The organism is Pseudomonas sp. FSL R10-0056 (assembly GCF_009600105.1).
Classification (GTDB): domain Bacteria; phylum Pseudomonadota; class Gammaproteobacteria; order Pseudomonadales; family Pseudomonadaceae; genus Aquipseudomonas; species Aquipseudomonas bubulae.
Map to the genome: position 1 here is coordinate 37,983 of NZ_WIWL01000022.1, position 19,588 is coordinate 57,570.

At 58.8% G+C, this 19,588-nt stretch carries 22 protein-coding genes and 1 other RNA gene; 10 read left to right on the forward strand and 13 right to left on the reverse strand.

What is annotated here, in order from left to right; all coding sequences use genetic code 11:
- Window positions 1–92: 92 nt before the first annotated feature.
- Window positions 93–542 (reverse strand): EVE domain-containing protein, encoded by a 450-nt coding sequence (locus tag GHO42_RS01490; protein WP_095000711.1) that lies wholly within the window; start codon window positions 540–542, stop codon window positions 93–95.
- 196 nt (window positions 543–738) lie between these two features.
- Here GHO42_RS01490 and GHO42_RS25630 point away from each other — a divergent pair, with 196 nt between their 5' ends.
- Complete coding sequence (locus tag GHO42_RS25630) at window positions 739–888, forward strand: hypothetical protein (RefSeq protein WP_095000712.1); 150 nt, start codon at window positions 739–741, stop codon at window positions 886–888.
- Between the two features lie 43 nt (window positions 889–931).
- On the opposite strand, the gene GHO42_RS01495 is transcribed toward GHO42_RS25630, so the two are convergent.
- From GHO42_RS01495 to GHO42_RS01510, 4 genes are all read right to left on the reverse strand, one after another.
- Window positions 932–1,537 carry a 5-formyltetrahydrofolate cyclo-ligase gene (locus GHO42_RS01495; RefSeq protein WP_095017791.1) on the reverse strand — a complete coding sequence of 202 codons (606 nt, stop codon included), beginning with the start codon at window positions 1,535–1,537 and terminating at the stop codon, window positions 932–934.
- An 85-nt stretch (window positions 1,538–1,622) separates the two neighbouring features.
- A non-coding RNA gene (ssrS, locus tag GHO42_RS01500) (6S RNA) lies at window positions 1,623–1,800 on the reverse strand.
- Between the two features lie 31 nt (window positions 1,801–1,831).
- Window positions 1,832–2,149, reverse strand: coding sequence for a cell division protein ZapA (locus GHO42_RS01505; protein WP_095000714.1), 318 nt, complete (start codon window positions 2,147–2,149; stop codon window positions 1,832–1,834).
- Entirely contained in the window at window positions 2,146–2,355 is a 210-nt protein-coding gene (locus GHO42_RS01510; RefSeq protein WP_095000715.1) for a TIGR02449 family protein, read from the reverse strand. Before GHO42_RS01510 ends, GHO42_RS01505 begins: the two co-directional genes overlap by 4 nt.
- A 134-nt stretch (window positions 2,356–2,489) precedes the next feature.
- Between GHO42_RS01510 and GHO42_RS01515 the strand changes: the two genes are divergently transcribed.
- The 8 genes from GHO42_RS01515 (at window position 2,490) to gcvH (ending at window position 11,428) form a co-directional block, all read left to right on the forward strand.
- On the forward strand, window positions 2,490–3,047 hold the full coding sequence (locus tag GHO42_RS01515) for a YecA family protein (RefSeq protein WP_095017790.1): 558 nt from the start codon (window positions 2,490–2,492) through the stop codon (window positions 3,045–3,047).
- Window positions 3,048–3,076: 29 nt separating this feature from the next.
- The gene (gene pepP / locus GHO42_RS01520; protein WP_153327173.1) at window positions 3,077–4,399 is read left to right on the forward strand and encodes a Xaa-Pro aminopeptidase; all 1,323 of its coding nucleotides are present in this window, start codon (window positions 3,077–3,079) and stop codon (window positions 4,397–4,399) included.
- Entirely contained in the window at window positions 4,396–5,583 is a 1,188-nt protein-coding gene (gene ubiH, locus GHO42_RS01525; RefSeq protein ID WP_133143920.1) for a 2-octaprenyl-6-methoxyphenyl hydroxylase, read from the forward strand. The genes pepP and ubiH overlap by 4 nt, the downstream gene beginning before the upstream one ends.
- A gap of 86 nt (window positions 5,584–5,669) precedes the next feature.
- Entirely contained in the window at window positions 5,670–6,887 is a 1,218-nt protein-coding gene (locus GHO42_RS01530; RefSeq protein ID WP_178114875.1) for a 2-octaprenyl-3-methyl-6-methoxy-1,4-benzoquinol hydroxylase, read from the forward strand.
- Window positions 6,888–6,981: 94 nt separating this feature from the next.
- A complete protein-coding gene (locus GHO42_RS01535; RefSeq protein ID WP_095024220.1) occupies window positions 6,982–7,983 on the forward strand; it encodes an extracellular solute-binding protein in 1,002 nt (333 codons plus the stop codon).
- A gap of 146 nt (window positions 7,984–8,129) precedes the next feature.
- A complete protein-coding gene (locus GHO42_RS01540) occupies window positions 8,130–9,746 on the forward strand; it encodes an iron ABC transporter permease (protein WP_095000721.1) in 1,617 nt (538 codons plus the stop codon).
- A 153-nt stretch (window positions 9,747–9,899) separates the two neighbouring features.
- Window positions 9,900–10,982, forward strand: coding sequence for a glycine cleavage system aminomethyltransferase GcvT (gcvT, locus tag GHO42_RS01545; RefSeq protein WP_095000722.1), 1,083 nt, complete (start codon window positions 9,900–9,902; stop codon window positions 10,980–10,982).
- Window positions 10,983–11,044: 62 nt separating this feature from the next.
- A complete protein-coding gene (gene gcvH / locus GHO42_RS01550) occupies window positions 11,045–11,428 on the forward strand; it encodes a glycine cleavage system protein GcvH (protein ID WP_095000723.1) in 384 nt (127 codons plus the stop codon).
- Window positions 11,429–11,506: 78 nt separating this feature from the next.
- Here the strand turns inward: gcvH and GHO42_RS01555 are convergent, their stop codons facing one another.
- From GHO42_RS01555 to GHO42_RS01580, 6 genes are all read right to left on the reverse strand, one after another.
- Window positions 11,507–12,649 (reverse strand): DegT/DnrJ/EryC1/StrS aminotransferase family protein, encoded by a 1,143-nt coding sequence (locus GHO42_RS01555; RefSeq protein ID WP_153327167.1) that lies wholly within the window; start codon window positions 12,647–12,649, stop codon window positions 11,507–11,509.
- Window positions 12,650–12,920: 271 nt separating this feature from the next.
- Window positions 12,921–13,235 carry a DUF2388 domain-containing protein gene (locus GHO42_RS01560; protein WP_095000725.1) on the reverse strand — a complete coding sequence of 105 codons (315 nt, stop codon included), beginning with the start codon at window positions 13,233–13,235 and terminating at the stop codon, window positions 12,921–12,923.
- 66 nt (window positions 13,236–13,301) lie between these two features.
- Window positions 13,302–13,751: an NfeD family protein gene (locus tag GHO42_RS01565; protein ID WP_095017786.1), complete on the reverse strand. Its 450-nt coding sequence runs from the start codon at window positions 13,749–13,751 to the stop codon at window positions 13,302–13,304.
- Between the two features lie 3 nt (window positions 13,752–13,754).
- A complete protein-coding gene (locus GHO42_RS01570) occupies window positions 13,755–14,675 on the reverse strand; it encodes an SPFH domain-containing protein (protein ID WP_095000727.1) in 921 nt (306 codons plus the stop codon).
- Between the two features lie 95 nt (window positions 14,676–14,770).
- Window positions 14,771–16,540, reverse strand: a complete 1,770-nt coding sequence (locus GHO42_RS01575; RefSeq protein ID WP_153327165.1) for a GspE/PulE family protein — start codon at window positions 16,538–16,540, stop codon at window positions 14,771–14,773.
- 106 nt (window positions 16,541–16,646) lie between these two features.
- A complete protein-coding gene (locus GHO42_RS01580; RefSeq protein ID WP_095000729.1) occupies window positions 16,647–16,982 on the reverse strand; it encodes a hypothetical protein in 336 nt (111 codons plus the stop codon).
- Between the two features lie 127 nt (window positions 16,983–17,109).
- On the opposite strand from GHO42_RS01580, the gene GHO42_RS01585 reads away from it, so the two are divergent.
- Window positions 17,110–17,574: an Lrp/AsnC family transcriptional regulator gene (locus tag GHO42_RS01585; RefSeq protein ID WP_095000730.1), complete on the forward strand. Its 465-nt coding sequence runs from the start codon at window positions 17,110–17,112 to the stop codon at window positions 17,572–17,574.
- A gap of 164 nt (window positions 17,575–17,738) precedes the next feature.
- On the opposite strand, the gene GHO42_RS01590 is transcribed toward GHO42_RS01585, so the two are convergent.
- The gene (locus GHO42_RS01590; protein ID WP_095000731.1) at window positions 17,739–18,662 is read right to left on the reverse strand and encodes a hypothetical protein; all 924 of its coding nucleotides are present in this window, start codon (window positions 18,660–18,662) and stop codon (window positions 17,739–17,741) included.
- A gap of 240 nt (window positions 18,663–18,902) precedes the next feature.
- Window positions 18,903–19,376: a glycine zipper domain-containing protein gene (locus GHO42_RS01595; protein ID WP_095000732.1), complete on the reverse strand. Its 474-nt coding sequence runs from the start codon at window positions 19,374–19,376 to the stop codon at window positions 18,903–18,905.
- Window positions 19,377–19,588: the final 212 nt, after the last annotated feature.

Genomic DNA, 19,588 nt, shown 5'->3' on the forward strand with positions numbered 1-19,588 from the left:
ATGGGATCGCTGCGGATCACCTTATAAACCACACCGTCTGAATCGAGAGCAAGCCCGCTCCCACACCAAGCCCTCTCCCACAGCGATTCGCTTTACAGCAACCCCATCACCACAGCCCATTGCTCGCCCGTCACTGGCATCACTGAAAGGCGGCTGCCTTTTTGCACCAGCGGCATTTCGGCCAGAGCGCTTTGCTGTTTGAGGTAGTCGAGTTTGATCACCCGGGGAAAGGTCTGCTCATGGGCGACCTGCAGTGCGCTCCACGGGTTTTTCTCGACGCTGGCCTTGGGGTCGAAGTAATGACTTTCAGGGTCCAGGGCCGTCGGGTCCGGATAAGCGGCCTGGACGATTCGGCCTACTCCGGCAATCCCTGGCTCGGGGCAACTGGAGTGGTAGAAAAAGAACAGGTCACCCACCGCCATGGCTCGCATGAAATTGCGCGCCTGATAGTTGCGCACACCGTCCCAGCGAGCTTCGCCGAGCTTTTGCAAATCCTTGATCGAAAATTCGTCAGGCTCGGATTTCATCAGCCAATAAGCCATCTTCTATACTCCAGAAACATGCTGTGATTATTTTGTCCGGCAACATTTTGCTAAACCGACAGTCGGTTGACGTCAGCGTTTGCTTGCGTGTGCGTGTTGCCGCAAAATGCCCGCCTTTTAAGCTTGACGCTGCTGCACGGCCTATAACAAAAACCGTTGCTGTCATCGTGTTGATTTGCCTGAAGGAGGGCAATCGATGAAACGCAAACCGGATTTACTGTGGATGCTGGTTATTTTGTTCGGTTTGGGTGTGGTTACAACAGGCTACGCGCAAAGTCTCTGGTCAAATTCGACAGACGCGCCGATTGAGCTGGCGCAACAGCAAGTACAACCCTTCAAACGCTAAAAACTGATTCCTGGGCATCGCTTTGTCAGTGATGCCTTGATTGTCAGTGGGCGACGTACCACTGCCTGTCCGAGACCGTGCCCTGCAAAGGGACATCCCAACTGGCCTGGTCCAGGCACGCCACTTTCTGACATTCGTGGGCCAGCCCCAACAGTGTCGGCTTGCGCCAGCTTTGGCGTCTTGCCTGATAGGCCAGGCTGCGGTCATAAAAACCGCCGCCCATGCCCAGCCGTCCCCCCGTCGCATCAAACCCCACCAGTGGTAGTAGCACCAGGTCCAGCGCCCAGACCTTGCGTTGGCGTGCGCGGTTGATGCGGGGTTCAAGAATGCGGAAACGGTTGGGGATCAGCTTTTCGCCGGGGGCGACCCGCTGAAAGACCATTTTAGTTTTCGGCCAGGCACTGAGAACCGGCAGGTAGGTGATTTTGCCCCGACGCTGAGCTTCGCGCAGCAGCAGGCGCGGATCGATTTCACCGTCAGTGGGCAGGTACAGCGAAATGTGTTTGGCGCGGCGAAACAGCGGGTGTTGCGCCAGTTGCCGGTACAGGCCACGGGCTGCCTGGCGTTGCTCGCAGGGCGACAGGTCGCGGCGGGCTTTGCGCAGGATTCGGCGAAGTTGCGGGCGGGAAGGCGGCGCAGGTTCGTTCATATGGCGTGCTGTTCAGGATCGAGACACCGGGTGGTGGCTCGTGCAAGCCAATGCCAGCAGTTGGCTGGCATTGCGCTAGGAAATCAGGCTCCCCGACGTACCGCTGTCGGCTTGGCCCTTGAACCCGAAAGTTCAAGGTGGAAGTTGCAGTAGACCTTAAGGCTTTCCGTCTAGCGGACATGCACACCGGCCCAACGTGCAAGCTCCAGGGTAGTGCGAATCGGCTCAGGGACATCGCTAACTGGCGAATACTCCAGGGAGTGGCGCGAGTATACCCCAAAGTAACGATTTGAATCAGCTTTGGCGTTCGTTCGGATCAGTGGCCAGCACCAGATCAACGCGATCGAGCAGGTCGCGTACCTGTTCTCGGGTAGTGCTGCTGGTCTGAACTTCGGCGACTTCCTGCTTGTGCAGCAGATCATGGGTAATATTCAGTGCAGCCATTACGGCGATACGGTCGGCGCCAATGACTTTGCCGCTGCTGCGAATTTCGCGCATTTTGCCGTCCAGGTAGCGGGCGGCGCTCACCAGGTTGCTGCGTTCTTCCTGGGGGCACATGATCGAATACTCTTTATCGAGGATGTGCACGGTGACGCTACTGCTTGAACTCATGAGTCTTGCTCCAGGGCTTTGAGGCGCGAAATCATCGATTCCACCTTGTTTCTGGCGATTTCGTTTTTTTCAATGAGGTGCGCGCGTTCCTCGCGCCAAGTCTTTTCCTGAGCAGTTAAGAGTGCGTTTTGACGGTTAAGTTGCTCGACTCGGCTAATCAGCAACTCGAGTCTAGCCATCAGTGCATGCAGGTCGGTGTCTTCCATTGTGTCCTACTGTGTATTTTCTGATGGGCGGTGACTGTCAAACGAGTTGACGCCTCGATGGTCTGGCACGGCTGCCGATGCTAGGATACAAGCCCTCCATTCTAGACATAGCGCCGCTTGGCGCCTAGCTGACCATGCCTATTCAGAATTCCCCGTATCAAGCCTTTGTAACCCTGCTGACCGCCAACGGCCACTCCGTCTCGCCTGCCGAACTGCATGGCCACCTGCTGGGTCGCAGCTGTGCCGGTGCCGGTTTCGATGCCGACGCCTGGCTGGTCGAAGCTGCCGAACTGTTGGCTGGTGAGCCACAAGACAACGTACGCAATGCCTTGATCGGATTGCAAGAGATGGTCAAGGGCGAGCTGACCAGTGACGACATGACCGTCGTGCTGTTGCTGCCGACCGACGACGCACCATTGACCGAGCGCGCTGCTGCCCTGGGCCAGTGGTGCCAGGGTTTCCTGTCCGGTTTCGGTCTGACCCGCCGCGCCTATTCGCTGAGCGATGAAGCCAACGAAGTGCTGCGCGACCTGGCCGCCATCGCTCAGGTGCAAGATGCCCTGGAAGAGTCTGAAGACGGCGAAAGCGACTATATGGAAGTGATGGAATACCTGCGCGTCGCGCCGCTGTTGCTGTTCACCGAAACCAAAAAAACTGCTGACGCCGCGCCAGCCAAGCCTTCGTTGCACTGATTGATCGACAAGAGGGAAACCGTCTGCCCATGATCCATATCCCGAAATCGGAATACGCACGTCGCCGCAAGGCACTCATGGCGCAGATGGAGCCCAACAGCATTGCGATCCTGCCCGCTGCGGCGGTGGCCATTCGCAATCGCGATGTCGAACATGTTTACCGCCAGGACAGCAATTTCCAGTACCTGAGCGGCTTTCCCGAGCCTGCGGCCGTGATCGTCCTGATTCCGGGCCGGGCACATGGCGAGTACGTGCTGTTTTGTCGCGAGCGCAACGCCGAGCGTGAATTGTGGGACGGCCTGCGGGCCGGGCAGGAAGGCGCAATTCGCGTCTTCGGTGCTGACGACGCGTTCCCGATTACCGATATCGACGACATCCTGCCGGGGCTGATCGAAGGCCGCGACCGGGTGTATTCGGCGATGGGCGGCAATCCCGAATTCGATCGCAATCTGATGGAGTGGATCAACGCGATCCGCTCCAAGGCCAGCCTCGGTGCCCAGCCGCCCAACGAATTCGTTGCTCTGGATCATCTGCTGCATGACATGCGCCTGTATAAATCGGCGGCAGAGCTCAAGGTCATGCGCCATGCGGCGCAAATTTCGGCTCGCGCCCATGTGCGTGCAATGCAGGCCAGCCGCGCCGGTTTGCATGAGTACAGCCTGGAGGCAGAGCTGGATTACGAATTTCGTAAAAGCGGGGCAAAAATGCCAGCCTATGGCTCGATCGTCGCCTCTGGCGATAACAGCTGCATCCTGCATTACCAGGAGAATGATGCACTGCTCAAAAGCGGCGATCTGGTGTTGATTGATGCTGGCTGCGAGATCGACTGCTACGCCAGCGATATAAGCCGTACGTTCCCGGTCAACGGCCGTTTTTCAGCGGAACAGAAAGCGATCTACGAGCTGGTTCTGGCTGCACAAGAGGCGGCATTTACCGAAATTGCCCCTGATAAACACTGGAATCAGGCCCATGAAGCCACAGTCCGGGTAATTACCGCCGGGCTGGTGGAGTTGGGGCTATTGCAGGGTGACGTTGACGAACTGATCGCCAGCGAGGCCTACAAGCCGTTTTACATGCACCGTGCTGGCCACTGGCTTGGGCTCGATGTGCATGACGTGGGTGAATACAAGGTCGAGGGTGAGTGGCGCGTGCTGGAGGCGGGCATGACCCTGACCGTCGAGCCGGGTATCTATATCAGCCCCGGCAACCTCGATGTCGCGAAAAAATGGCGCGGCATCGGCGTGCGAATCGAGGACGACGTAGTGGTCACCAAACATGGCTGTGAAATCCTGACGGGCGACGTGCCAAAAACTGTCGCCGAGATCGAAGCGTTGATGGCAGGCGCGGCATGAGCCGCGTCAATCTGGCCATCATCGGTGGCGGTCTGGTGGGGGCGAGCCTGGCGCTGGCGTTGCAGGCCGGGGCCAGGGCCCGTGGCTGGAAAATCGTATTGATCGAGCCGTTCGCCCCCGGCAACGCCTATCAGCCAAGCTACGATGCCCGCTCTTCGGCGCTCAGCTATGGTGCCCGGCTGATCTATGAACACTTGGGCCTGTGGCAGGCTATTGCTGAACGCGGTGAGCCGATCAAGGATATTCATGTATCCGATCGCGGGCGCTTCTCGACGGCTCGCTTGTCGGCCAGTGAAGAAGGCGTTCCGGCGCTGGGGTATGTGGTCGAAAACGCCTGGCTGGGCCAGTGCCTGTGGAAAAGCCTGGACCCGGACGTGATCAGCTGGCGTTGCCCGGCTGAAGTTATCCACATGCAACCGCTGGATGATGGCTATCGCCTGACCCTCAACGACGAAACCACGCTGGACTGCGATCTCGCCGTCCTGGCTGATGGCGGGCGTTCGGGCTTGCGCGAGAAACTGGGCATCCATGTGCGTCAGCAGCCCTACAACCAGAGCGCGCTGATAGCCAATATCACGCCGAGCCAGCCCCATGCTGGCATGGCGTTCGAACGTTTTACAGAAGAAGGCCCGATGGCTCTGCTGCCATTGCCTGACAACCGCTGCGCGCTGGTGTGGACGCGTTTGGGGATGGACGCGCAGCGTCTGGCAGCCCTGGATGAGCGCAGCTTTCTCAGCGAGTTGCAGGGCGTATTTGGCTATCGTCTGGGCACCCTCAAACGAGTGGGCGCGCGGCACCTGTATCCTTTGACGCTGATTGAAGCGCAGGAGCAGGTACGTCCTCATCTGGCGGTGCTGGGCAATGCGGCCCACAGCCTGCACCCGATTGCCGGACAGGGTTTCAACCTGTCCCTGCGCGATGCCCGGGCGCTGGCCGATGCCTTGTTGGGCAGTGACAAGCAACCCGGGGATTTCGCCACCCTGCTGAGTTATCAACAGGCGCAGCAACTCGACCAGCAACTGACCATCGGCTTCTCCGACAAGGTGACGCGGGTGTTTGGCAGTGAGCAGCCACTGGTGTCCTTTGGTCGCAACCTGGGCCTTCTAGGCCTTGACCTGTTGCCACCGGCCAAGCGCTGGTTTGCCCGTCAGGCAATGGGCCTGGGCACCCGCGCAGACAGTTGATGACGACCGGGGCGAGCTTGCCCCGTGTCGATCCATTTTTTCAGGTGCGGCGTACGCCGCTAGCGAGACAGGCTTAAAGCATGGAAATGCGCGCAGATCTGCTGATTGTTGGGGCCGGAATGGTCGGAAGCGCACTGGCGCTGGCGCTCAAGGACAGCGGGCTGAAAATCCTGCTGCTCGACGGTGGCCCGCTGAGCGTCAAGCCGTTTGCCAGCGAAGCGCCGTTCGAGCCTCGGGTCAGTGCCCTGTCGGCGGCCAGCCAGCGCATTTTGCAGCGTCTGGGCGCCTGGGACGGCATCATCCACCGCCGTGCCAGCCCGTACTCGCATATGCACGTGTGGGATGGCAGCGGCACCGGGCAGATCCACTTTTCGGCAGCCAGCGTGCATGCGGACGTGCTGGGCCATATCGTCGAGAACCGTGTGGTGCAGGACGCACTGCTGGAGTGCCTGCAGGGCAGTTGTATTGAAATGCTGGCCAATTCACGCCTGGAGCAGATGCGCCGTTCCGGCGACGACTGGCTGCTGACCCTGGCCGATGGCCGCACCTTGCGGGCGCCGCTGGTGATTGCCGCTGATGGCGCCAACTCGGCCGTACGTCGCCTCACCGGCTGTGAAACCCGTGAGTGGGATTACCAGCACCACGCTATCGTCACCAGCGTACGGTGTGCAGAACCGCACCAGCAGACCGCCTGGCAGCGTTTTACCGACCAAGGGCCGCTGGCATTCTTGCCGCTCGAGCGTGACGGTCAGCAGGAGTGGTGCTCGATCGTATGGTCGACCACCCCCGAACAAGCCCATTACCTGATGACGCTGGATGACGCAGCGTTCAGTCGTGAGCTGGAGCTGGCTTTTGAAGGTCGTCTTGGCAGTGTGCTGAGTGCCGATCCACGGGTATGCGTGCCACTGCGCCAGCGCCATGCCAAACGCTATGTCGCCGAAGGCCTGGCGTTGATCGGTGATGCGGCGCACACCATCCACCCGCTGGCCGGGCAGGGCGTGAACCTGGGCTTCCTGGATGCAGCGGTGCTGGCCGATGTGCTGATGCACGCTGTGGACCGTGGCGAACGTTTGGCGGATGTGCGTGTGCTGAGCCGTTTCGAGCGGCGGCGCATGCCCCACAACCTGGCGCTGATGGCGGCGATGGAGGGCTTTGAACGCTTGTTCCAGGCCGACTCCCTGACCGCCCGCCTGTTGCGCAACACCGGTTTGAAATGGGTGGATAAAATGCCCGAGGCCAAGGCCTTGTTTGTGCGTCAGGCACTGGGCCTGAGTGGCGACCTGCCGCCGCTGGCCAGGCCGTAACATCTGGTAACTCCTCCGGGGCGAGTTAGGTTGAGATGGCAAATGTGATTCACTACCATTTACGCCCGATTCGCATTAAGAGAGACCGCCCCTCATGTTGGCACGCAAGCGTCTACTGACTGCCCTGGCCCTGACCGTTTTTGCGAGCGGTGTTTCTGCTGCCGATGAGGTGGTGGTTTACTCCTCGCGTATCGACGAACTGATCAAACCGGTATTTGATGCCTACACCGCGAAAACCGGGGTCAAGGTCAAGTTCATCACCGACAAGGAAGCGCCGCTGATGCAGCGCATCAAGGCCGAGGGGCAAAACGCCACAGCCGATCTGTTGCTAACCGTGGATGCCGGTAACCTTTGGCAAGCTGAGCAAATGGGCATCCTGCAACCGTTCACCTCCGAGGTGATCGACAAAAATATCCCGCCGCAATATCGCTCTTCTTCTCACGAGTGGACTGGTCTGAGCCTGCGCGCACGGACTATCGCCTATTCGACGGACCGGGTTAAACCAGAAGAACTGTCGACCTATGAGGCTTTGGCCGACAAGAACTGGGAAGGTCGCTTGTGTCTGCGCACTGCCAAGAAGGTTTACAACCAGTCGCTGACCGCCACCATGATCGAAGTGAATGGCGCCGATAAAACCGAAGAAATCCTCAAGGGCTGGGTCAACAACCTGTCCACAGACGTGTTCTCGGATGACATCGCCGTGCTTGAAGCCATCAACGCCGGGCAATGTGACGTGGGCATCGTCAACACTTACTACTACGGTCGCCTGCACAAGCAGAAGCCCGATCTGGCGGTGAAGCTGTTCTGGCCCAACCAGGCGGATCGTGGCGTTCACGTCAACTTGTCGGGTATTGGCCTGACCAAGTACGCGCCGCATCCTGAAGCGGCCAAGGCATTGGTGGAGTGGATGACCACCCCTGAAGCCCAATCGATTTTCGCTGGCGTAAACCAGGAATTTCCGGCCAACCCAAGCGTTCCACCTTCGGCGGAAGTGGCGAGCTGGGGTAGCTTCAAGGCCGATGCACTGCCGGTTGAAGTGGCAGGCAAGCGCCAGGCTGAAGCGATCCGCATGATGGACCGTGCTGGCTGGAACTGATCAAAATCTGAAGTAATACCTGTGGGAGCGGGCTTGCTCGCGATAGCATCGCCGGGGTTTCATTGGAAACTGCGGTGTTTGCATCGCGAGCAAGCCCGCTCCCACATTTGTTTTCACGTCGTCCCATCCACCTCCGAGAGTTTTTCGTGGCCCATCCTGCCCAACGTCGCTGGTACCCGCTGGTTTTTGTCATTGCTGCCCTGGTGCTGCTGCCGCTGAGCGTGTTGCTGCTGTCCTGGCAAAGCATTGATGCCCAGATCTGGAGCCACTTGTGGGACACGCAGATGCCGCGCCTGCTGGGCAACACCCTTACACTGATCGTCGGTGTGGGCATCGGCGTCACGCTGTTGGGCGTAAGCCTGGCCTGGTTGACCAGCCTCTGTGAGTTCCCTGGCAGGCGCTGGCTGGACTGGGCGTTGATGCTGCCGTTTGCGATTCCCGCCTATGTGCTGGCGTTTGTGTTTGTGGGCTTGCTGGACTTCGCCGGGCCCATACAGACCCTGCTGCGCGAGTGGTTCGGCATGGGCTTGCGGCTGCCTCGGGTGCGCTCAACCGGGGGGGTGATCACCGTGCTGATTCTGGTGTTCTACCCCTATGTCTACCTGCTGGCGCGCACGGCGTTTCTGGCCCAGGGCAAAGGCCTGATGGAAGCGGCACGGGTGCTGGGGCAAAGCCCGTGGCAGGCATTCTGGCGCGTGGCATTGCCGATGGCGCGCCCGGCAATTGGTGCCGGCGTAGCGCTGGCCTTGATGGAAACCCTGGCTGATTTCGGTGCTGTGTCGGTGTTCAACTTCGACACCTTCACCACGGCTATTTACAAGACCTGGTACGGTTTTTTCAGTCTGTCGACGGCAGCACAACTGGCCAGTTTGCTGTTGCTGGTGGTCATGCTGGTGCTCTACGGCGAGCGCCGCGCCAGGGGGGCCAGCCGTGCCAGCAACGAGCGACCACGGGTCACTGCCCTTTACCACCTGAGCGGGCCCAAGGCATGGCTGGCCAGTGGCTGGTGTCTGCTGGTGTTTGCCTGTGCATTCGTGATCCCGATGTTGCAACTGGTGGTGTGGTTCTGGCAGCGCGGGCGCTTTGATCTGGACGAGCGTTATGTCGGTTTGATCGTGCATACCCTGTATCTGGGGGCAATGGCGGCGCTGATTACCGTCAGCGTGGCGCTGGTGCTGGCCTTTGCCCGACGCCAGGCGCCAACCCCGGCTATCCGTGCCGGGGTCAGCCTGGCGAACCTGGGCTATGCCTTGCCGGGTTCGGTGCTGGCGGTGTCGATCATGCTGGCGTTCAGTTATCTGGACCGCGAACTGGTGATCCCTGTTTCGGGGTGGCTGGGCGGTGCGGGCAAACCGTTGCTGCTGGGCAGCCTGTCGGCCCTGTTGCTGGCGTATCTGGTGCGATTTATTGCCGTGGCCTATGGGCCGCTGGAAAACAGCCTGGCGCGGATTCGTCCGTCTTTGCCCGAAGCCGCCCGCAGTTTGGGCGTCAGTGGCCCGCGACTGTTTTTCAAGGTGTATCTGCCATTACTGCTGCCGGGCACCTTGAGCGCTGCGCTGCTGGTGTTTGTTGATGTGCTCAAGGAGATGCCGGCGACCTTGCTGATGCGCCCGTTTGGCTGGGATACGCTGGCCGTACGCATCTTCGAGATGACCAGCGAGGGTGAGTGGGCGCGGGCTTCGCTGCCGGCCTTGACCCTGGTACTGGTCGGTTTGTTACCGGTCATCGGTTTGATTCGACGCTCGGCCCATCGCATCGGTTAGGTGTCAGTCCTCCTGCATGCGGCTACAATGCGCGGCATTCGGTGCGGTCTGTCTGTCAGGCCAGGTTTCTGCGTGATGTAAAAAAGCCGCTTGTTTGGCTTGAAATGCTCCGCAGCCTGTCCGCACCTTCGCCAAGCCCGGAAGGAGAAACCCATGGGACAGCGTACGCCTCTGTATGACCTGCATCTCGCCCTAGGCGCGAAGATGGTCGATTTTGGCGGTTGGGATATGCCTTTGCATTACGGCTCGCAGGTTGAGGAGCACCATGAGGTGCGCCGCGACTGTGGGGTTTTTGATGTCTCGCATATGACCGTGATCGACATCACCGGGCTTCAGGCCAAGCAATGGTTGCAGTATTTGCTGGCCAACGATGTCGAACGACTGAACACCCCCGGTCGCGCCTTGTACAGCGCCATGCTCAACGAGCAGGGCGGCGTGGTCGACGACATGATCGTCTACCTGATGCCTGGCGGTTATCGGCTTATCGTCAACGCCGCCACTCGCGATCAGGATCTGGCCTGGATGCAGGCTCAGCTTAAGGGCTATGACGTGCAACTGCAGGAGCGTCCAGAGTTGGCCCTGCTGGCCATTCAGGGGCCACAGGCGCGACATAAGGTCGCCGAACTGGTGAGCCAGGCCCGTGCCCAACTGATCCAGCAGCTCAAGCCCTTTGAAGGGCAGAGCTGTGGCGACTGGTTTATTGCCCGCACCGGCTACACCGGCGAAGACGGCCTTGAAATCGTGCTTCCGGCCGATCAGGCCCCGGCTTTTTTCAACGATCTGGTCGGCGCCGGTATTTCACCGATCGGCCTTGGCGCCCGCGACACCTTGCGCCTGGAAGCCGGCATGAACCTCTACGGGCAGGATATCCACCTGTCGGTGTCCCCCCTTTGCGCCAATATGGCCTGGACCATTGCCTGGGAGCCTGCTTCACGCAAGTTCGTGGGGCGCGAAGCGCTGGAGGCCGAAAAGGCCGGTGGCGTGCAGCTCAAACTGGTGGGTTTGGTGCTTGAAGAGCGGGGTGTTTTGCGCGCCCATCAGGTGGTTCGCATCGCCAATGTTGGCGAAGGAGAGATCACCAGTGGTAGTTTCTCTCCCACGCTAAGCAAATCGATCGCTCTGGCGCGAGTTCCGATGGCAACGGCTGACCGTGCCGAGGTTGAGATTCGTGGCAAGTGGTACCCGGTTCGCGTAGTCAAACCGACTTTTGTTCGTCTTGGCAAAGCCTTGATCTAACGTTTACTGGCGGGCGTGCACAGAGTGCATGCCGCTGACATTTATACTTGAGGACACTGAATATGAGCCTGATCCCTGCCGAGTTGCGCTTTGCTGAAAGTCACGAGTGGGCCCGTCTGGAAGCAGATGGCACGGTTACCGTAGGCATCAGCGATCACGCTCAGGAAGCCTTGGGGGATGTGGTGTTTGTTGAGCTGGCTGAAGTTGGCAAAGTATTCGCTGCTGGCGATACCGCGGGTGTTGTGGAGTCGGTAAAAGCCGCTTCCGACATCTACTCGCCGGTGTCGGGCGAAGTGATTGCCGTCAATGAAGCGCTGGCTGACAGCCCTGAGTCGCTGAACAGCGAGCCGTACACCAGCTGGATTTTCAAGCTCAAGCCAAGCAACACCGCCGAGCTGGAAAAACTGCTGGACGCTGCCGGCTACAAGGCTGCCATCGGCGAGTAACGAGCAAAAGATTCTCAACTGTGGGAGCGAGCCTGCTCGCGAACAAGCTTCGCGAGCAGGCTCGCTCCCACAGGGAGGTCAGGCGTTATGCAGAACTGCTTTCACCGCTGCCACCGAACGCTCTACATCGGCCTTGGTCATCGCCGTAAACATCGGCAATGATACGATCAGGCGCCCGACACGTTCGGCCACCGGGAACATCCCTTCTTTAAAGCCCTGCGCGCGGTACAGGCTGAGCAAGTGAATTGGCGGGTAGTGGTAACCGATGCCCACGCCCAATGCCTGCATTTCTTTCATAAAGGTCGCCCGCGCCGGTTGACCATCCTTGCGCTCAGGCAGCACGAGCTGGAACAGATGCCAGTTGGTGTTGTTGAAATCCGCCACCGGCAGTTGCGCGCCGTATTCCGCTTCAAAATCCGACCCGAAGCACTCAAAGTAATGCTTGGCCAGCGCCCGACGATGGGCGGTGATGGTTTCGATATGGGCGAACTGGCCCAGACCAATCGCAGCCGCAATGTCGGTCATATTGAACTTGCCACCCAGCACGTCGACATCCAGGCCGTCGAAACCGGTACGGGTAACGCCTTGCAGGCGGTATTTTTCGGCCAGCCGCGCTTCTTCTTCATTGTTCAGTACCAGGCAACCACCTTCGGATGAGGTGATGTTCTTGTTGGCCTGAAAACTGAAAGAAACGAAATCGCCGCGTGCGCCAATGCACTCACCTTGCCAGCTGGAGCCCAGGGCCTGGGCCGCATCTTCAACCACGCGCAGGTTATGTTTTTTGGCAATTGCGTAGAGCGCGTCCATGTCCACTGGCAGGCCCGACAGGTACACCGGAATGATGGCCTTGGTGCGTGGGGTAATGGCTGCTTCGAGCTTGTTAAGATCGATATTGCGGGTTACCGGGTCGATATCGGCAAACACCGGCGTGGCACCGACTTCGATAATCACATTGGCAGTAGCGACCCATGAAATAGGCGTGGTGATGACTTCATCGCCAGCACCGATTCCGGCAATGCGCAGAGCGATTTCCATGGTGCAAGTGCCGGAGTTGAAAGTGCGCACCGGGCGCCCGCCAAAATACTCGGACAATTGTGCTTCGAATGCCTGCACCTTGGGCCCGCTGGTGATCCAGCCCGAGCGCAACACGTCGCCCACGGCAGCAATGGTGGCTTCATCAATGGTGGGTTTGGAAAACGGCAGGAAAGGCAGCGAGCTCATAGAGGCATGACGTCCGATGTGAGTGAATTTGAGTAACCAAAGAGCAACAGCATAGTGCTCAAGATCATACCCGCAGGATCACTCACAGCTGGTGAAAATTCTGTATGGCGGCTGAATGAGCAAGGGCCGTATTGCGTAGCAGCTGCTTTCGGCAGCTGCTACAGGAAAACTGCAACTGTGGGAGCGAGCCTGCTCGCGAAGGTCGTTCGCGAGCAGGCTCGCTCCCACAATAAGGCTTGACCTGCAACAGAGAATCCACAGATGGAGGTGTTTACTCAGCCGTGGCGTTTTTAACCAGAATCGCGTTAGCCAGGTCCATATCGCTGACTTTCAGGTTCGGGTTATCGGCGCGCACTTGTTGCATGGCCGACTCCAGGTACGGGCCACGAATTGATCCGTTACTGGCGACAAAGCTGCCGGCGTCATCTTGAGCTGCGATGACTTTGCGGTCTTTTTTGAAGGTCAGGTAAGTGGACCCGGTGGTTGCGCCGGAAGACAGCACATTACGCCAGAAGCTGTCGGCCATGGCCGAACCAACAGGCAGGGACAGCAAGGCGATAGCGGCAACAGCATATTTGAGACGCATGACGGTGACTCCGGATAGATTAGCTATAGCATTTGATTGCCAATAGTGCGCAGGAGTTCCGTAACCTTACGGCACAATTTCTACGCTCAACACGGCTCCGTTTTGTTCGGTTACGCGTACCGATGTTCCCACCGGAGCGTCAGGCCCTACTGCCATCCATACGCTGTCCCCTACCTTGATTTTGCCCCGCCCTTCGACAATCGCCTGTTGCACGATAAAAGTACGGCCGATCAGCTCATGACCGCGGCGGTTCAGGTTCGGCTGGTCGCCACTCTCCCCAGTGCCACGTTGGCGCCGCCACCAGAATACCGCCGTGAGGATCGCCAGCACGCCAAACAGCGGCAATTGCAGTGTCCAGGGCAGCTCCGGGGCCAGGAACGTCAAGCCGCCCACAATCAGGGCGGCAAGGCCCACCCACAGCAGATAACCACCGGCGCCGAATACCTCCAGAATCAGCAGCACCGTGCCAAGAGCCAGCCAGTCCCAGAAGTTCAGGTCTTGCAGAAACTCCCACATGTATCAGGCCTTCCTGGTATCAAAGGTGGCTTTGACGATTTCGCTGATGCCTCCCACGGCGCCGATCACCTGGCTGGCTTCCAGCGGCATGAGGATGACCTTGCTGTTGTTGGCAGAAGCCAGTTTGCCCAGCGCATCGATATATTTTTGTGCAACAAAATAGTTGATCGCCTGCACGTTGCCTGAGGCAATGGCTTCCGACACCACTTGTGTGGCGCGGGCTTCGGCTTCGGCCTGGCGTTCGCGGGCTTCGGCTTCGAGGAACGCTGCCTGGCGGCCCCCTTCGGCTTCGAGGATCTGTGCCTGTTTTTTGCCTTCGGCGGTGAGGATTGCTGCGGCCCTTAGCCCTTCAGCTTCAAGAATTTGCGCACGCTTGATACGTTCGGCTTTCATTTGCCCGGACATGGCGGCCATCAGGTCGGCCGGCGGGCTGATGTCCTTGATCTCGATACGGGTGATTTTGATGCCCCACGGTGCCGTTGCTTCATCAACGGTGCGCAACAGTTTTTCGTTGATGCCGTCACGCTGGCTGAGCATGGCATCCAGCTCCATGGAACCCAGCACGGTACGGATGTTGGTTTGCAGCAGGTTGCGAATGGCATGCTCGAGGTTGTTGACCTCATAGGCGGCTTGCGCCGTGTTGACCACCTGGAAGAAACACACGGCATCGATTTGTACTGTGGCGTTATCGGCGGTAATCACTTCTTGTGGGGGGATATCCAGCACGCTTTCCATGACGTTGATCTTGCGTCCGATACGATCCATCACCGGGATGATGATGTTCAGGCCCGGCTTGAGGGTATTGGTGTATCGCCCGAAGCGTTCCACCGTCCATTGATAACCTTGCGGCACCACCTTGAAGCCCATAAAGAGCACGGCAATGGCCAGGGCGACAAATAACAGGATCACAGTACCCACTTGCATAACCATTCCTTGTTTTTGAGGTGTAAGAAACAAACGAGCGTGAAGCGTAGCGATCTAGAAAATTGTCCAACTCCCTGGATTTTAGTCAAAACAACTCAAGCATGCGGGGTGACTCGCAGTGCTTCTTGCAGTGAGGTCACCCCGTCTGCAACTTTTAGGGCCGCAGCAAGCCTGAGGCTGAGCATTCCTTGTGCACCCGCCTGGCGACGAATGGCGTTGAGGTCGGTTTCGCGGCCAATCAGCCCCCTGAGTTTTTCGCTTATGACCATGACTTCGTAAACACCGACCCTCCCGGTGTAACCGGTTTCGCGGCACTGCGCACAACCAACGGCCCGGCAGATTGTGTCCGGTGCTGCCCCGGCCCAGGCCGGGGCAAAATCCTGCCATTCGTCGGGAGCCGGCGGATGTTCGGTCTTGCACTCCGGGCACAAGGTTCTGACCAGTCGCTGGGCCATGACACCCAGCAATGTGGCCTTTATCAGATAGGGGGCAACCCCGAGTTCTTGCAGGCGGCTGATGGCGCCGGGAGCGTCGTTGGTATGCAGGGTCGAGAGCACCAGATGCCCGGTGAGTGCAGCCTGAACAGCCACTTCGGCGGTTTCCAGATCACGTATCTCACCGAGCATGATGATGTCCGGGTCCTGGCGCAGCAGCGCCCGCACACCGTTGGCGAAGGTCAGGTCAATGTTGGTCTGAACCTGCATTTGATTGAACGCCGGCTCGATCATTTCGATGGGGTCTTCGAGGGTGCACAGGTTGATTTTGGGGGTGGCCAGTTGCTTGAGCGTTGCATACAGGGTGCTGGTTTTGCCCGAGCCGGTGGGGCCGGTAATCAAAATAATGCCGTTGGGCCGGGTGGTCATGTGCTGCCAGCGTTGCAAGTCGTTCGGGGAGAGGCCCAACTGGTCGAAATCTTTGAGCAGGACCTGCGGGTCAAAAATACGCATCACCATTTTTTCGCCAAAGGCCGTGGGCAGGGTGGCGAGCCTCAGTTCCACTTCAGCACCCTGGGGCAGGCGGGTTTTTATCCGGCCGTCCTGGGGTTTGCGTTTTTCGGCAACATTCATCCGGCCCAGGCTCTTGAGGCGACTGACAACGGCCATCGTTACCTGTGGCGGGAAGTGGTAAACATCATGCAGCACGCCGTCGATCCGAAAGCGCACGCAACCCTGCTCACGGCGGGGCTCCAGGTGGACATCGCTGGCGCGTTGTTCAAAGGCGTACTGAAACAGCCAGTCGACGATATTGACGATGTGAGCATCGTTGGCATCCGGTTCCCGCTCGCCTGCGCCCAAGGTCAGCAGTTGTTCGAAATTGGCCGGCGGGCTGGTCTTCTGATCGTTGAGTACAGCCCCAGTGACCGATTTGGCCAGCTGGAAAAACTCTACGTTGAGGCGCTGGATTTCCAGGGGGTTGGCAATGACACGTCTGATAGGGCGCTTGAGCGACTGGCGCAAATCGGCCTCCCAACTGCTGACCCAGGGCTGGGTGTTGGCAACTGTGATGGCTGAGGCATCGGCCGCCACCGCGATGATTCCATGCCGCTGGGCGAAGGCAAAGGACATTGCTCCGGTCACGGTGGCGACATCGACCTTGAGCGGATCAAGGCGCAGGTAGGGTTGCCCTGCATGGTTGGCGAGCCAGGCAGTGAGGGTTTCAAGATCGAGAATCCTGCCTCCCCGATCGGGATCGCAGAATTGTTGCTGCGCAAGAAATACCAGGGGGTGGAGGGTGGCACTGGACGCTTCGCGACTGCGTACCATTGCCTGCGTGGCGCAGCTTTGCTGGATACGATTTTGCGCCAACAGCGCGGATAACAGATTGTTGAGGTTCAGCCACCGGTCATGGGACGGGGTGATGCGCATAACGGCTCCTTGAGGCATCGGCGCAGACAGGTCCTTGTCTGGCCATGTACCTGATAAAGCCTAGTTGCGCCGTGTTGGCCCGCCTGCCACCAATGGTTGCGAACTATTACCCGCAAGCTTGCATTGCCGGGTCCTTGGCGGCCTGCACGGGTTGCAGCTGCATGTCGAAGACGCTGATCAGGCTGCGCAGTTTTTCGCCGATGATCCGGGCACGGTGCCAGCTCTGTTCGTGACTGCGGATGTCAATGCTCAAGGTGTCCCCGTCACGTACCACATCCACTTGCTGCGGGATCAGTTGCTGCAGGGCAAACAGATTGAGCACCCGGCACAGCACGTCGGCATCGGCTTCGGCCTGGATACGGAAAAGCACCTGGCAAGGGGCTGCATTGCTGGCCCATACGTCGGGGCGAGGGGCGTGGGTAATGACTTCAAGATGCGGCATGCAATGGCTCCTGTTCAGACTGGAGAAATATTTACACGTCGCGGGAGAATTTTTTTATCTAAGATGTTTTGAATTGACGATAAATAGACTCGAACAAGTCTCAGCTTATTCATTAATGGGTATTTTTATGCAAAGCGAGCTGGATGCTTACGACCGACGCATATTGGCGCTGCTGCAAGAGGACGCTTCGCTGTCCAGCGCGCAGATCGCGGAGAAGGTGGGGCTTTCGCAATCGCCCTGCTGGCGGCGGATCCAGAAGATGAAGGACGAGGGCATCATTCGTGGCCAGGTCACCTTGCTCGATCGCAAGAAAATCGGCCTCAATACGCAAATTTTTGCCGAGATCAAACTCAATGCACACGGTCGCTCAAACTTCACCGAGTTTACTGACGCGATCCGCGGTTTCCCCGAAGTGCTGGAATGCTATGTGCTGATGGGAGCGGTAGATTTTCTGCTGCGTATCGTGACGGCTGATATCGAAGCCTACGAGCGGTTTTTCTTTGAGAAACTGTCGATGGTGCCGGGCATTCAAGAGGTGAATTCGATTGTGGCGTTGTCCGAGATCAAGTCCACCACCTGCCTGCCGGTCTGAATCCCGGAAAACAAAACGGCCTTCTCAAGGAAGGCCGTCGGCTGGGTTTGCGCACTGTTATCAGTGAACAAACAACGCAATCAGAATAATGATCGGAATTGGAATACCGAGGAAAAACAGCAGAAGTGAGCGCATTTTATTCTCCAGTCAACGAATAGCCCGGGTTAAACCAGCGGGGTTGTGGTGGTGGGGGTCAGATACGTCACGGCATCCCGGCGACGGCCGCCAAAGGTGGCGCACAGGCTGGCAAAGAAAGCGCCGATCAGCAGTGTGATAAACATCCACAAGGTGGACCAGGCGGCGACCTTGGCAGCGGTATCAGCGGCTTCCTTGGCTTTTACCTTGGCCTCTTCAACAGCCTGATGGGCCTTGGCGTAGACCTGGTCGACCCGTTGCTCGGCTTCAGGTTGGCTGAGGTTGGTGCGCTGGGCGATGATTTGGGCCAGGTAGGTACGGTCTTCACTGCTCAATTGGCCGTCATTGGCCAGGCTGTGGGCGAAGATGCGGGCCACGGTGCCATGGGCTGCGTCTTCGCTGACAGCGGTGCCGCGGTCATCGCGAAACAGGCTGTCGATAAAATAGTCCGAACCTTTGTCGCCATTGTTGGCTGCGGCACTGCCGGCTGCACTGCTGATCGCCGTTGCGGCGCCTGAAGCTACGCTGGCCCCGGCTTGAACGCCGCTGCCGATCACGCTGCTGACCGAGCCTGCAACCAGGGTAGCGGTTACCAGCGTGGCCACGGCCCATGCCAGAAAACCATGGGCGGTGTCGCGAAAGTAGGCTTCATCGCCATGCAGGTTGGTCCATTTGACCCGCAAACGACCGGCCAGATAACCGCCCATGCCGGAAGCAATGATCTGGGTAACGGCCAGCCAGACGATGGCGGTAATACCCAGGCCTTTGGCGCCCACCCCTTCATTGGCCCACGGTGAAACCGCAGAAAACCCAAGCCCCGCCCCCAGCATCAGCAGCAGCAGGGAGAGGACGGCAGCAGTGGCGGCGCCGGCAAAGATGGCGGCCCAGGAAACACCGGATTGACCGGAGGAATCTTGCAGGGCTGCGGGATAGTGTTCAGTTGTCCCGATCATTGTTGTTGTGCTCCTGAATGGTAGGAAGTGCAGCGTTCATTCAGGTAATTGCAGGGGATGTGCCAACCCTGTGTTGCAGGTAATTCCATATCTTTCAATGGCTTGCAAATGGTTGGTTTTTTCGGTGCATGCAGATTGCATGATCAGGGGCAAAACAGGCGGGCGTAATGCATTGAAACAATTTGCCCGGAGCAGGCGCAGGTAAAAAAAACGGGAGCCTTTCGGCTCCCGTTGTACGCATCAGTCGTGACGATGCTTGTTTTTGCGATGGCCATACGCGTGGCCACGGCCGCGATGATCGTCGCGGTAGTAGCGACGGTTATCGCGGTCACGATAGCGGCGATCGTCGCTGTCGCTTTTATTGCCCATATAGTTGCCCAGCGCGCCACCGGCACCACCGCCAGCGGCCGAGCCCACCAGTGCGCCTGTGCTGCCGCCGACACTGCGGCCCAGCACGTTACCGCCTGCAGCACCCAGTGCGCCGCCAATGGCGGCTTCACCACGGCTGCGTTTGTCGGCACCTACGGCACTACCTGCCGCACCACCCACACCTGCACCAATCGCAGAACCGGTCGAGCCGCCGAGCTGTTGGCCAACAACGGCGCCAAGAACCCCGCCTAATGCGCCGCCTACACCGGCTTCGGTGGTGCCACCGGCCGAGGCTACGCCACTGACCAGGCCAAGGGACAACAAGAGAATCGAGGTGAGCTTCATGGATGAGCCTCAAAGAGATGACGGCGCGATCCTGAGGCTGCAAGCGGTTGGTGACAATCGAAATCCGACGAGTAGCACGAGTTGTACACAATTCTATAAGTTGTTGTTTTTACTAGGGAACTTAATCTGTTTTCGAGGGTCTGTTAGCTAGTTCGGTTAGGTCGTTTTCGTAGGAAAACGGCCTTTTTTGTGGCCGCAGTTCAGAGGCGCGC

Excerpts from the sequence above, each read along its gene's own strand:
- GHO42_RS01510 (WP_095000715.1), bottom strand. The coding sequence starts at position 2,355 with ATGGAAGACACCGACCTGCATGCACTGATGGCTAGACTCGAGTTGCTG.
- GHO42_RS01565 (WP_095017786.1), bottom strand. The coding sequence starts at position 13,751 with ATGTGGGAGTTTCTGCAAGACCTGAACTTCTGGGACTGGCTGGCTCTT.
- GHO42_RS01515 (WP_095017790.1), top strand. The coding sequence starts at position 2,490 with ATGCCTATTCAGAATTCCCCGTATCAAGCCTTTGTAACCCTGCTGACC.
- GHO42_RS01580 (WP_095000729.1), bottom strand. The coding sequence starts at position 16,982 with ATGCCGCATCTTGAAGTCATTACCCACGCCCCTCGCCCCGACGTATGG.
- GHO42_RS01495 (WP_095017791.1), bottom strand. The coding sequence starts at position 1,537 with ATGAACGAACCTGCGCCGCCTTCCCGCCCGCAACTTCGCCGAATCCTG.
- GHO42_RS01490 (WP_095000711.1), bottom strand. The coding sequence starts at position 542 with ATGGCTTATTGGCTGATGAAATCCGAGCCTGACGAATTTTCGATCAAG.
- GHO42_RS01535 (WP_095024220.1), top strand. The coding sequence starts at position 6,982 with ATGTTGGCACGCAAGCGTCTACTGACTGCCCTGGCCCTGACCGTTTTT.
- gcvT (WP_095000722.1), top strand. The coding sequence starts at position 9,900 with ATGGGACAGCGTACGCCTCTGTATGACCTGCATCTCGCCCTAGGCGCG.
- pepP (WP_153327173.1), top strand. The coding sequence starts at position 3,077 with ATGATCCATATCCCGAAATCGGAATACGCACGTCGCCGCAAGGCACTC.
- GHO42_RS01530 (WP_178114875.1), top strand. The coding sequence starts at position 5,670 with ATGCGCGCAGATCTGCTGATTGTTGGGGCCGGAATGGTCGGAAGCGCA.
- GHO42_RS01505 (WP_095000714.1), bottom strand. The coding sequence starts at position 2,149 with ATGAGTTCAAGCAGTAGCGTCACCGTGCACATCCTCGATAAAGAGTAT.
- ubiH (WP_133143920.1), top strand. The coding sequence starts at position 4,396 with ATGAGCCGCGTCAATCTGGCCATCATCGGTGGCGGTCTGGTGGGGGCG.
- GHO42_RS01575 (WP_153327165.1), bottom strand. The coding sequence starts at position 16,540 with ATGCGCATCACCCCGTCCCATGACCGGTGGCTGAACCTCAACAATCTG.
- GHO42_RS25630 (WP_095000712.1), top strand. The coding sequence starts at position 739 with ATGAAACGCAAACCGGATTTACTGTGGATGCTGGTTATTTTGTTCGGT.
- GHO42_RS01560 (WP_095000725.1), bottom strand. The coding sequence starts at position 13,235 with ATGCGTCTCAAATATGCTGTTGCCGCTATCGCCTTGCTGTCCCTGCCT.
- GHO42_RS01555 (WP_153327167.1), bottom strand. The coding sequence starts at position 12,649 with ATGAGCTCGCTGCCTTTCCTGCCGTTTTCCAAACCCACCATTGATGAA.
- GHO42_RS01585 (WP_095000730.1), top strand. The coding sequence starts at position 17,110 with ATGCAAAGCGAGCTGGATGCTTACGACCGACGCATATTGGCGCTGCTG.
- GHO42_RS01595 (WP_095000732.1), bottom strand. The coding sequence starts at position 19,376 with ATGAAGCTCACCTCGATTCTCTTGTTGTCCCTTGGCCTGGTCAGTGGC.
- GHO42_RS01590 (WP_095000731.1), bottom strand. The coding sequence starts at position 18,662 with ATGATCGGGACAACTGAACACTATCCCGCAGCCCTGCAAGATTCCTCC.
- gcvH (WP_095000723.1), top strand. The coding sequence starts at position 11,045 with ATGAGCCTGATCCCTGCCGAGTTGCGCTTTGCTGAAAGTCACGAGTGG.
- GHO42_RS01570 (WP_095000727.1), bottom strand. The coding sequence starts at position 14,675 with ATGCAAGTGGGTACTGTGATCCTGTTATTTGTCGCCCTGGCCATTGCC.